Consider the following 12,141-nt stretch of genomic DNA (forward strand, 5'->3'; position numbering starts at 1 on the left):
GGATGGGCATCTCTAGCTAAATGTTTGAAAACTTGTAATTCTACATCCATTGCCCTACCTACTGTGTAGAGTTTTATTTTTCAATTTCTTTATTCATTATATTCGGAAAGTGACAGAAGAGGGATATCATCGGAACTCAACTTGAGGTAGCAGCAACAACTCTGGTCAACGGAGGATTGCAAGAACCGCTCTCTGGATTGGGTACGAAGCTAGTCGAGCAAGGCATATCGCAACTGTAAGAAAGAGGAAGGCTTATGGTGGAGGCGATCGCTTATCTGGGAGGTTGGGTTTCCTAACATCAGCCCAACTTCTTCAGACAATTCGATCTCCCTTGGGTGTCTACATACCAAGAAAGCGATTAATCAGGATTCCCTTTACACTCCACTCGGATTCGCAAAGAAGGGTGGGTATGCTTTGCACCTCTGAATTTTGGGTTCAGACTGCCCACCCAAACTCTTTCCGATGCATGAACAATCCAATCACCACAACTTTAACGGATTGAAAAAACCATGAAATCATTACCACTGACTACTCAATCCATTTTTAGCTTCATATCTCATTTCTTAGTCGAGCTTCAGCAAAAAGAGGACACGTCCCAATTCAAGAAGACGGAATCCATAAATGATGATAGAGTCCACTCCTGTCAAGCTGATGTAAATAAGAGAATTCAACATGTTCAAGAGAATTATTTTCTAGAACGCCGAACCTTCCTATAAAGGTAAGCACGTCTAGGCGATCGCCACAGACTTGGCCGATAATGACGGCAGGAAGAATGGTAATAAAAGGACAAAATCAATGTGGTGCCTCAGCACAAGAATTATTCGATATGCGGGCGAGCCTGAATGGGCAGGTTATATCAACTTTCTTGGCCTTCTCCATCTGACAGAAGTTCGTACTATTGATTCATGGTGTAATCCTCACGTTGATGGGTCAGGATATTGGGAGTTTCAATCTCTGGAAGAAGCATTGCAAGAGGTATGGAACGACGGGTTGCTGCCTTCACCTATTTCTAACAAACAATACCATCAACTCTTCACAGACGCTCTGGCGCAGGAGATTCCCTCAATCCATTCCAGGCTCAAGCACCTTGGATACGATTTGTCGGATGAAACATGGACTTCATCCTTGCTCAATTGTGGTCGATGGGAAGGCGTGCTCGCTCCTATTGCTCAAAGGGTCAATCAATATGGGCTACTCAACCTTGAAGATGCTAAAACTGCCCAAAAGCTATTACCAGAGGTATGGTGTAACAATCCTCATGCCTTCGTTAAAATTTGGGCTTTGTTTGAAGTTTTACAGGCTTAGTTGTTGGGATTGATCGTTATGAATCTTAAAGAAGTCAAGAATCAATTTCCAGAAGCGGCAGGTGAGATCGAGATCCTTGAAAGCTTAGGATTTGCTTCTCGCAGCGGTAATTGGATTGATACTCTTGATGTTGAAAAAGCACAGACAGCTTGTTGGTTAGTCGGAAGAGTAGGTAACGATCAAGATGCTGATGCTCTTATCAGCATTTTGTCTGGTCAACGTAGTGAATTATGGATGCAGGCAGCAACTTCCCTGAGCCTCATTGCTATTGAGAAACATCTAAACTCCTTATTGTTTATTCTTGCTACTAGTTCTAATCCAGTGCAGCGAAATAGCGCAGTGTATGCCCTCTCTTTTTTGTCAAATTGCACAGAAAATCATGAAGTGATTAGGACGCTAACCTACATAGCGGCTAACAATGCTGAGTCTCCTTCTGTTAGATCACAAGCATTAGAGGGACTTGGCAATCAGCTATCGCAGAAGTTATCAACAAATTTATATCAGCGAGCAGTGAGTGTAATTATTCAAGCGTTGAATAGTTCTGAAGCTGAAATTAGATTTTGGGGATGTTTTGCTGCGGGTGCAGTAAAGATAAAGGAGGCATTGCCTAAACTGCAAGTATTGGCGCAGACCGATAACACAATTGTCGCAGGGTGGTGGTCTGTGGGTGAGGAAGCTGAGGATTCAATCGCTCTTATGGACGGAGGAGAACCAGCACTTCGCAAACCGCACAATTCACCTAATCCATAAATGATGATAGAGTCCGCTCTTATCAAACTGATGCCAATAAGAGAATTCAACGTGTTCAAGAGAATTATTTTCTAGAACGCCGAACCTTCCTATAAAGGTAAGCACGTTAAATTCCACTCACAACCTTAACGACTTCTATCATTTCAGCGATCGCATGACAACACATTTCGCCGATTAACTCGACGAAGGAGAATTAACAATGACCATAACGATTTCTGCTACCGCCTCCGGAAGCCTCACTCCCCCGACTGCCGTAGGTGAAAGCGTAGTAAACGGAGATTTTCTGATCCTCCGCAATCATCTGGCACCAGACGAGATAACGGGTGATGGCTCAGATGAGGAGACGAGTTGGACTTTCTATTTTAATGAACATCCGGATTTTGCGCTTTTTTCACCTTTGCAACCGTTGACATCTGCGCTTCTCACTTTAACTCTAACACCAAAAGATAAAGAACCAGGAGGGATACGAGGAGTCACTACCGACGGCTTTTGGATAGACACGCTGGGATACGGGGGTGCTCCAGACGAGTTCCAGTCCCTACCCCTTGATGAGCCTGCTACCATCACGGTTGAGTTGCTCGACAGGGTGTCTAGCAACACTTCGACTGCCATCCTTGGAATCTTATTCAGCATTGACGGCTTGTTTGGTGGTCGAATATCGATGCATTATCAGGACGATGCGATCATCTCCTTCGCCCAGCTCGAGCTGACTCAAGAATCTTTGCCACTACCTTTACCTATGGAGAAAACAATGAACGACACGATAGCGATTCCTCGCACAGCCTTGGTTTCAATCCTCAACTCATTCATCGGCGGCTACCCAAATCCAGAAGGCGATCCGCTGCCCCCTAGTCCCTGGGACTCAGTCATTCGTAGAACATTCAATCAAATTCGTTGGCAGTTTGGTCCAAGTCCAGAGCCGTGGGTAACCAGTGTTTCAAATCTTTTGAATCAAGTTGCTCTTAATCCTCAGCCCCTACCGCCCCGCCTTGCCTATACGACCGTTCTGGCACAAGAAATGATCAATAGCATTACTAATCTGCAAGACATTGCAGACACGTTACCAGAAGACGCACAAGCCCGTATGAGAGAAATTGCCAATCGGCGATTGCAGATTTTTTTTGACGATTACTGCGGTACCCCACCGCACAAAAGTCCATTCCCAAGACCGCGTCCCCGTGATGGTGTAATAGAAGGGTTTAACCCGCTTGAACTGGTTATTATTGGCACTCAATTTGAGGCAGCAGCAACAACTCTGAGCAATGGAGGATTGCAAGAAGCGCTCTCTGGATTGGGTATGCAGCTAGTCGAGCAAGGCATATCGCACCTGTAAGAAAGAGGAAGGCTTATGGTGGAGGCGATCGCGAATTTGATGGGTTGGGTTTCCTAACATCAGCCCAACCTCTTCAATGGATCAGGACTTACGTACGCAAGATGTGGTTGAGAAGCTGATTATTCCGTAGCGGTAATTCATGAATTACCGCTACTTTCGTTGTGTTTTGCGTAAGTCCTCTGGATGAAGCAATTGGGTAACTTACCTGACTTTTCCAAACTTTTTGCTTCAAAAGCAATTTTTGACCCAACTTTGTCTGATTTCTTGATTGCCACTTCCAGAACTTTCCCAGTTATCATATCGAGTTCTGATCAGTAACCATAGTGGACATGAAGCAGGAAATGAAAGCCTAATTTAGATGAGCAATTAACGATTAATTAGCTGCTAATCTGACGCTTCTAGATCAATGTATACCTATTTTTGGATATCACAACTATGCTTTATTTACGTCGAAGAGATCTGCTAGTTGCCATAGCGACTTCGATCAGTGCTGCTGGTTCTGTTTCAAACGTATCTGCCACATCGCCGAGTGTCCGCACACCTTCATTGTCAGCCTCCGCTGTTAAGACTAAACCTGTTGGGCAGTTTCTCATCGCCCAAAGCAGAACACAAGAACAATATTATCGACTCCAACTAAAGCAGGGTGGTCAGTATTTGGATGCTGATCATTGCTCGACCACAATCGGCTTAAACCCTGGTTCTGACTATGCGGGTGGTGCATGTCAACTGTGGCGATTCGTTCCCGCTGGGGGTGGATGGAACCGACTCCAATTAAAGCAGGGTGGTCAATACCTGGATGCTGCTTACTGCTCAACCAAAATTAGCTTAAACCCTGGTTCTGATTATGCAGGTGGAGCATGTCAACTGTGGCGATTCGTTCCCGCTGGGGATGGATGGAACCGACTCCAATTAAAGCAGGGTGGTCAATACCTGGATGCTGCTTACTGCTCAACCAAAATCAGCTTAAACCCTGGTTCTGATTATGCAGGTGGAGCATGTCAACTGTGGCGACTTGTTCCGGCAAGCAGACGAATTGATTAATAAGGGTTCCCTTCACACTCCACTCGGATGTGCCAAGAAGCGGCGGGTAATACTTTGAACATCTAAATCTTGGGTTTAGACTGCCCGCCCAAACTCTTTCCGATTCATAAACAATTCAATCACCACAACTTGACAAACCGAAAAAGCCATGAAATCACTATCACTGACTACTCAATCTATTTTCAGTTTCTTCTCCCAATTTCTAATCCAGCTTAAACACGAGGAGGACACGTCCCAATCTAACAATCCAGAATTCATAAATGATGATAGAACTCGCTCCTGTCAAACTGATGCCAATAAGAGAATTCAACGGGTTCAAGCGAATTATTTTCTAGAGCGCCGAACCTTCCTATAAGAATAGGCGGAATCAGTTTTCTACTCCTCTTTGGGTTGGAATGCACGGAGGTTAGCTCAGCCCCTGAGCAATTTATAAAGCAACCGGAGTCATAACGTTTGGAACGGGGCAGGGTTCAAAGTAGGTGGACTAACGGCTTATAACGGAACGGAGGCTTACGCTATCGGTTATGTTGTAAAGCGCAATGCTGACTGTTGAAGCCTGAATTGTTACAATGCTTGAATCATTGATTGCACTACGATGCGATCGCTAATCTGTAGGTTGAGTTTCTTAACATCAGCCCAACCTCTTCAGAGAATGCGATCTTCGTTAGGTGTCTACATACCAGCGCCGCGATCGAACTGTGGGCAACGCTGGAATCAGTAATTTCCCAGCTATACTGCATAACTCAATTTTTCGTGTCGTATAGATCGGTAGTTCTCAAAAGTAGGTAAAACCTAGTGCATCAAATTGCCCGATAGCGACCTGCCTCAAAATCAGCGATCGCTGATTTTGGCTAAATCTTCTAAAAAGCCACTCTTCAATGTCTTTCTCTAACTGCTTGTCCCAACGCTGATTGCCCAATTCCAAAAACCATGCTCCAAAAGTGGTAATAGTTCCTGTAATTCTCCACAAGCTGTCTGAAGTGATTCTGGTGCATTTTCTGGTAAGTTTTGAGAACGGCATTGATCTGCTAGGATCTCAATATAGGGCTGGCAAAAAGCCTCATTTTTCAGAAATTTTGAATAGGTATCTTCTTCGTACACAGGTTCTCCCTGCAAGTAGTGTATCCAGGTTTCCATATTGCGTTTAGGGACAAATATTGCGATCGCTTCATCTGATTGACGATTTTTTTGGCTATCTTCACTGAGGGCTTGAGCTAACTGATTGAATCGTTCGTGTAACCCACCCGTATCTGCATCAATCAACACGACTAATGCAATCGACACACGGTTTTTGTTCTGGCGGTATGCTTTTACTTCTGCCGGATACTGAGTGCGTATATACTGTTCTCTAGATTGCGATCGCTTCCATCTGCTGAGAACTTTCTTTGAGCATTGGGGCGATCGCATCAGCAGGAACAGGACGGCTAAAGTAGAACCCCTGACCTTCTTCACAGCCCCGTCTTTGCAGGTATTCAAGCTGTTCTTGGGTTTCTATGCCCTCTGCTGTAATGTTCAACCGCAGGCTCTTTGCGAGGGCAATAATAGCATTGGTCACGGCGGCGCTATCAGGATTGGATGTCACATCCTGCACAAATGACCGATCGATCTTGAGCATATTAACAGGAAAGCGCTTTAAATAGTTCAGAGAGGAATAGCCGGTGCCGAAGTCATCTAAAGCCAGCAATATGCCCAGCGATCGTAATTGTTCTAGGGTTTTAACAGATCGCTGAACGTCCCCCATCAGCAAGCTTTCAGTCACTTCCAGTTCCAGGTAAGATGCTGTTAGTCCGGTTTCCTCAAGGATTTGGCTGACGACTTCGACTAGATTCGGTTGTTCAAACTGTCGAGCTGACAGATTCACCGATATACGAATTGGAGGGAGTCCGGCAAGGTGCCAAGCACGAGTTTGGGCGCAGGCAGTTCGTAAAACCCATTCCCCAATTTGCACGATCGAACCATTGGCTTCTGCAATGGGAATAAACTTGGCTGGAGAAACCAAACCTTGGGTGGGATGTTGCCAGCGAACAAGTGCTTCCATTGCCGTGATTTGTCTGCTGTGCAAATCAATCAAGGGTTGGTAATAAACCACCATTTCGTTGCGATTAACCGCTCCATGTAATTCATTTTCTAACGCTAGTCGTTCTTGCAACTGAGCATTAATTTCTGGCGAATAGAACTGATATTGGCTACGTCCTTGTTGCTTCGCCTGATATAGCGCCAGACGAGCCTGTTGCAACAGTTTATCCACACCATTGCGATCTTCTAGGTCATTAATTGCGATACCAATACTGGCTGTAATCCGAATCGAGTTACCCTCTAAAAAGAAGGGTTTTGCCAGCATACTTACTACCAACTGGGATAGCTTGATCGCGCTCTCAAAGGAGGGAATTTCCGTCAGAGCGATCGCAAATTCATCTCCACTCACATGAGCCAGAATATCTGTTTGACTCATACAGGTTGTCAAACGCTGGGCAGCTGCTCTTAACAGCAAATTTAATGTTTCCCGATTCAATGTATGACTCATGTCAGTGAAATCGTCGATACCCAGTAAAAGCAACGCTACCAGCTGCTGGTCGTTTTGAGATTGGGATACTGTCTGATGCAAGCGATCGCGGAATAAATCTCGATTGGGTAATCCAGTCAGTTCATCGTAGTTGCTGATGTAATGAATTAATTCATCTAATTTATGAAGAGTTTGCGAGGTATCTGCCATTAATGTGCCTGCTTCATCGGCAAATTGTGTGGGCAGTTCGGGTAATTTTTTGGTATTCAAATAGTCTTGCAATGCAGCAGATGTCAAAATGACTGGGGCGAGGAGAGGAGGTGGTGTAGTGCATAGATAGTGGCTGCTGTACCCGCTAAGGTAGCCAACAGAGCAATAACCATCACTCGCACTGTCATTTCCCAGGAATAAGAGTTTGAGATAACGAAAGTGAGCAGTAAGGTTAAAAGTGGTACGTGAGTGCCTAAAAATGCCACCAACATAATTTTGGCGGTATAACTTTTCTGAAGCCATCCGAACTGAGCTAGGAAGGAATACAGGGTAAGTTTGCGATTGAGTTTCATAGATGCTGAACAAGGGTTGAAAGTTAATAAATTACTTACTAGGTATTCTGGCAGAATAATATCTGGAATTCGGGAGCTACAGAGATTTATTTTTCCTTTAAATCAACCGATACAAGGTTAGATTTATGCTCTTCTAATAGAGCTGGTTACGTAAACTACATTTTGATATTTTTGATACATCTCACTCCACCGTACATTTTTGAAATCCCAAGTGTTCACCGTACAATCACTGATTTGTGCATAAATTAAGAATACATAAAGTTTTTATCTCCGACAAATTGGGGAAAGTGAAAGCGATCGCTAGAGTTTAAGTCACTCAGTATAATGTTTTGAGCGTGTGACGACCAGAAAAGCTGGCGAACTGACTTTTTCTACGCAACGCGCGATCGCATATATAGCGGTTCTCAGTTGGGTGCAGTACAGTGCATGACCTTTCTCTTATAAGGAGAGAGGCTTTTCTAAATACAGAAGGGTGAATTCTATTGGTTCAGCAATCAGAACTCCAGAACAAGTCATCAATGCAGCCACTTCAGCGCGTGCTGGGAAGTTTAAGCGCCTACCGTGGGATCTCGCTGGGGGCGTTGCTCAGCTCGTTGCTCTTAACGGCTGCTTATGCCGTCACTCCTCAACTATTTCGCTGGGGAATTGATGGAGGTATTGCCCGACAAAACCTCCAAATTGTATTCTACAGCGCTGGATGGATGGTCGTTGCGGCGATCGCGCGCGGGTTATTTAACTTTGGACAAAGCTTTTGGGCAGAATCAGCCTCTCAGGGTGTTGCCTACGATTTGCGGAACAAGATTTTCAGTAAGATTCAAAACCTCAGTTTCAGCTACCACGATCAATCCCAGACTTCTCAACTACTGACTCGCGTCACTAGCGATATTGAACAAATCCGCACGTTCCTGAGTACAAGCCTGATGCAGGTGATCGGTGGTGTCCTAACACTTGTAAGCATCGCTACAATCTTGCTGTTAATGAACTGGCAACTAGCGCTGATTACGCTAACAGTCGTGCCAATCTCAGGCTGGTTGTTGGCGCAGTTTTTTAGCAAAAATAGCCAGTTGTTCGGGCAGGTTCAGGAGCAACTAGGCAATCTTAATACTGTATTGCAAGAGAACTTGTTGGGTGTGCGAGTGGTGAAAGCGTTTGTCCGAGAATCAGCAGAAAAAAAGCGTTACACGACGCTGAATGATGCTTTGATCGAGACAAACATGAAGACCATTCGCGCCATCCGCAACACTTTTCCGTTCATCTTTTTGCTAAGTAACTTGGTGACGGTAGTTGTCATCGGCTATGGGGGTGCAGAGGTCATTGAAAATCGGTTTTCAATTGGGGAATTGGTGGCGTTTAACTCTTACTTGCTGTTAATTCTTCAACCTGTTTTATTGATAGGATTTGCGGCTCCCGCGATCGCGCAAGCAGCAGCATCTGCCGAACGAGTCTATGAAGTGGTGGATGCCAAGATTGAAATTAGCGATCGCCCTGATGCTATCCCCTTTAAAACCTGCGGCGGTAGAATTACCTTTGAAAATGTCTCTTTCCGCTATCCAGGAGCCTCTACAGAAGCGCTTAAAAGCATTTCCTTTGAAACTAAACCCAAAGAACTGATCGCCATTCTGGGGATGACAGGTTCTGGGAAAAGCACAATTATCAACCTGATTCCGCGCTTCTATGATGTCACGGCGGGGTCAGTTCGGATTGATGGACGAGATGTGCGAGACTTCACCCTGACAAGTTTGCGATCGCATATTGGCATCGTATTTCAGGAAACCACGCTATTCTCTGGCACCATCCGCGAGAATATTGCTTATGCCAAACCTGATGCCACCTTAGAGCAAGTGATTGAAGTCGCAAAAGCCACGCAAATGCACGACTTTATTACCAGCTTGCCCGATGGTTACGAAACGATTGTCGGGGAAAGGGGTGTAGGTTTATCTGGCGGACAAAAGCAACGGATAGCGATCGCCCGCACATTGCTGACAGATTACAGCATTCTCATCCTAGATGACAGCACCTCTGCCGTAGATGCCAGAACTGCCGCTCAGATTCAGGAGGAACTCGATAACCTGATGCGCCAAAAGGCTTGCACGACCTTTGCGATCGCCCAACGCATTAGTACCGTGCGGAATGCCGATCGCATTTTGTTGATGGATAAAGGACGATTGGTAGCGCAAGGAACCCATGAACAGTTGATGCAAAATAGTCCACTTTACGGTGCAATTTTGGAGTCGCAGGTGCAGCGAACGATTGAAAGTTGAGCAATTTAGGTAATGGCGTCAAGCCAATTAAAGAGGCTTGCGCGATCGCCTTGAGGGGCAGAAAAGTTTGTTAAAAGAACAGAAAGGTTGACGAAGTGTATCGTTAAGAAGTTAGTTGCAAGGAGTAGCAATGAGAAGTTTGGCTCCCGTTGTCGCATCAGATCAAAAAGCGAGTCAGCAACTCTCAACTTTGCGGCGCTTTTTGCAGTATCTCCGACCCTATCGTAAAGAAATTCCAATTGCCTTAACCTTAGTGGCGCTTGGTGCTGCAACGCAATCCATCGGTCCCTTCTTGATTGGTTGGTCTATTGACAATCTGATTGCACGGGGAAATCTGCGGGGATTGCTATTGATGTTGGGCGTACTGGGACTAATCTACATCCTCGGTGTTTGGGCTATTCGGGGACAGATTGTGCGGGTTGGTTCGATCGTGCAGCGCGTACTGGCTCAACTGCGGCAAGATATTTTTATCAAAATCCAAAGCCTTCCGATCAGCTTTTTCGATCGCAGCGAAGCGGGTGATTTGATGAGCCGCTTGCTGAATGATGTCAATACAGTTAATCAAGCATTTGGACAGACGATTGCTCAAATGTTGGGCAACACATTCAGCTTAGTTGGCATTATTATTGCGATGCTCTCGATCGATCTGAAACTTGGCTTGCTGAGCAATTTAGCTGTGCCACTGATGATTTTCACGACTGGCTTGTTTTCTCGCTGGGCAAGAGCGAGATTTCGCGTCACGCGACAGACAATCGGCGATCTTTCCGCCAAGCTAGAAGAAGGTATCAGCAGTGTCCGGGAAGCACAAGCATTCAATCGCATCCAACTCAATATTGAAGAGTTTGATGTTGTAAACGCAGCCAATCGTGATGCCAACGTCCAAGCAGTGGCAATTACCGCCGCATTTTTGCCGTCGATTGATTTTCTCAACACATTAGCCACCGCCGCAGTGCTGGCGTATGGAGGCTATCTGGCGGTGACAGGAGCCGCAACCGTGGGGGTTGTGACTTCCTTTTTACTGTACGTTCAGCAGTTCTTTCGCCCTATCCAAATTCTCAGCCAGTTTTATACGCAAGCTCAATCGGCGATGGCAGGTTTGGAGCGGATCTTTCTGCTGTTAGATGAACCTTCGCAACTTAACGACGCACCTAATGCTACTGAGATGCGGCCTATTCAAGGTGAGGTGCGGTTTGAAGAGGTGACATTTGGCTATACCCCTACTCAATTGGTACTCAAAGGGGTGAATTTGCACGCTCAACCGGGACAGATGATTGCATTGGTAGGACCAACCGGAGCGGGTAAAAGTACGATTATTAACTTAATTCTGCGCTTCTACGATGTGTCTGGCGGCGCAGTTAAAGTTGATGGGATTGATGTGCGGAGAGTGACGCAGGCAAGTTTGCGCCGTCAAATTGGTATTGTTTTGCAAGACAATATTTTGTTCAGCGGTACAGTTGCGGAAAATATTGCTTTCGGCTGTCCCCACGCAACGCAAGCCGATATTGAAGCAGCAGCACAATTAGCCAACGTGCATGAATTTATCATTTCATTACCGCAAGGATACGCGACTCAATTGGGAGAACGGGGTGCGCCTCTCAGCCAAGGACAACGACAGCTGGTAAGTATTGCGCGTGCTGTATTAATCAACCCCCGAATTTTGATTCTGGATGAAGCTACCAGTAGTATTGATACTCGCACAGAAGCGCTGGTGCAGGATGCGATCGCTCGTCTACTCCAAAATCGTACCAGCTTTGTGATTGCCCACCGCCTCAGCACAGTGACGCAAGCCGATCAAGTGTTAGTGATTCAGCAGGGACAAATTGTAGAACGAGGCACTCACGCAGCACTCATCGCCCAACAAGGTATCTATGCCAACCTCTATGCTCTTCAACTGGGGGCAAATTCTACCCAATAGAGTGGCGCAAGGATGCTGTCCTCTACTGGTTAAAAGGTTAAAATAAGTGCGATAGCGAGTAGAGACGCGATTAATCGCGTCTCTACAGAGGTTCGCAAATCAAATAGGATTGCTATATTAGACAATTGAGCGATCGCTCTTCTCTATACTTGCCTGAGTTGATTAGGGATGGGCGATAGCGAAGCGCTCCAAAAAGTCAGTTCGCACTTTTTAGAAACTCAAAGTAAAAAGCTGCCGTACTTTCATCATGGAAGGCACAGCAGTGAAAAAAATAGGTTTGTATTCAGTGGAGATTGTTATTCTATACTTTAACTGTAGCTTTCTGTTGCTGTTTGCGCTTTAAGGCGTTGCTGAATTAGGGTATGATAAAGCGAGCGAGCGTGCGAGCGCCAAAAAAAACACTCATTAAGATGCAATATTATGCAATGCCCTGAATGTCAGTCAACTCATATTAATAAAAATGGTCAGAA

The 12,141-nt window shown here is 45.5% G+C and carries 8 protein-coding genes and 1 pseudogene; 6 read left to right on the forward strand and 3 right to left on the reverse strand.

From position 1 onward, the window contains the following. Positions 1-795: 795 nt before the first annotated feature. The 4 genes from AC2VDX_RS10235 to AC2VDX_RS10250 all read left to right on the forward strand — a co-directional run bounded on the left by AC2VDX_RS10235 (position 796) and on the right by AC2VDX_RS10250 (position 4,429). Positions 796-1,305 carry a hypothetical protein gene (locus tag AC2VDX_RS10235; protein WP_378178348.1) on the forward strand — a complete coding sequence of 170 codons (510 nt, stop codon included), beginning with the start codon at positions 796-798 and terminating at the stop codon, positions 1,303-1,305. 18 nt (positions 1,306-1,323) lie between these two features. Continuing rightward, positions 1,324-2,055 carry a HEAT repeat domain-containing protein gene (locus tag AC2VDX_RS10240; RefSeq protein WP_378178351.1) on the forward strand — a complete coding sequence of 244 codons (732 nt, stop codon included), beginning with the start codon at positions 1,324-1,326 and terminating at the stop codon, positions 2,053-2,055. A gap of 199 nt (positions 2,056-2,254) precedes the next feature. Then, positions 2,255-3,388, forward strand: coding sequence for a hypothetical protein (locus tag AC2VDX_RS10245; protein WP_378178354.1), 1,134 nt, complete (start codon positions 2,255-2,257; stop codon positions 3,386-3,388). A gap of 546 nt (positions 3,389-3,934) precedes the next feature. Further along, on the forward strand, positions 3,935-4,429 hold the full coding sequence (locus AC2VDX_RS10250; RefSeq protein WP_378178357.1) for an RICIN domain-containing protein: 495 nt from the start codon (positions 3,935-3,937) through the stop codon (positions 4,427-4,429). A 590-nt stretch (positions 4,430-5,019) separates the two neighbouring features. Here AC2VDX_RS10250 and AC2VDX_RS10255 read toward each other — a convergent pair. The 3 genes and pseudogenes from AC2VDX_RS10255 to AC2VDX_RS10265 all read right to left on the reverse strand — a co-directional run bounded on the left by AC2VDX_RS10255 (position 5,020) and on the right by AC2VDX_RS10265 (position 7,495). Further along, a complete protein-coding gene (locus tag AC2VDX_RS10255) occupies positions 5,020-5,169 on the reverse strand; it encodes a hypothetical protein (RefSeq protein ID WP_378178360.1) in 150 nt (49 codons plus the stop codon). Positions 5,170-5,317: 148 nt separating this feature from the next. After that, positions 5,318-5,836, reverse strand: a complete 519-nt coding sequence (locus AC2VDX_RS10260; protein WP_378178362.1) for a hypothetical protein — start codon at positions 5,834-5,836, stop codon at positions 5,318-5,320. Then, positions 5,778-7,495: pseudogene (locus AC2VDX_RS10265) on the reverse strand (putative bifunctional diguanylate cyclase/phosphodiesterase). Before AC2VDX_RS10265 ends, AC2VDX_RS10260 begins: the two are co-directional and overlap by 59 nt. Positions 7,496-8,013: 518 nt before the next feature. Between AC2VDX_RS10265 and AC2VDX_RS10270 the strand changes: the two are divergent. Then, positions 8,014-9,756, forward strand: a complete 1,743-nt coding sequence (locus AC2VDX_RS10270; protein WP_378178368.1) for an ABC transporter ATP-binding protein — start codon at positions 8,014-8,016, stop codon at positions 9,754-9,756. A gap of 130 nt (positions 9,757-9,886) precedes the next feature. Beyond that, positions 9,887-11,671 (forward strand): ABC transporter ATP-binding protein, encoded by a 1,785-nt coding sequence (locus AC2VDX_RS10275; RefSeq protein WP_378178365.1) that lies wholly within the window; start codon positions 9,887-9,889, stop codon positions 11,669-11,671. Positions 11,672-12,141 lie beyond the last annotated feature (470 nt).

It is taken from the genome of Coleofasciculus sp. H7-1 (assembly GCF_057473865.1).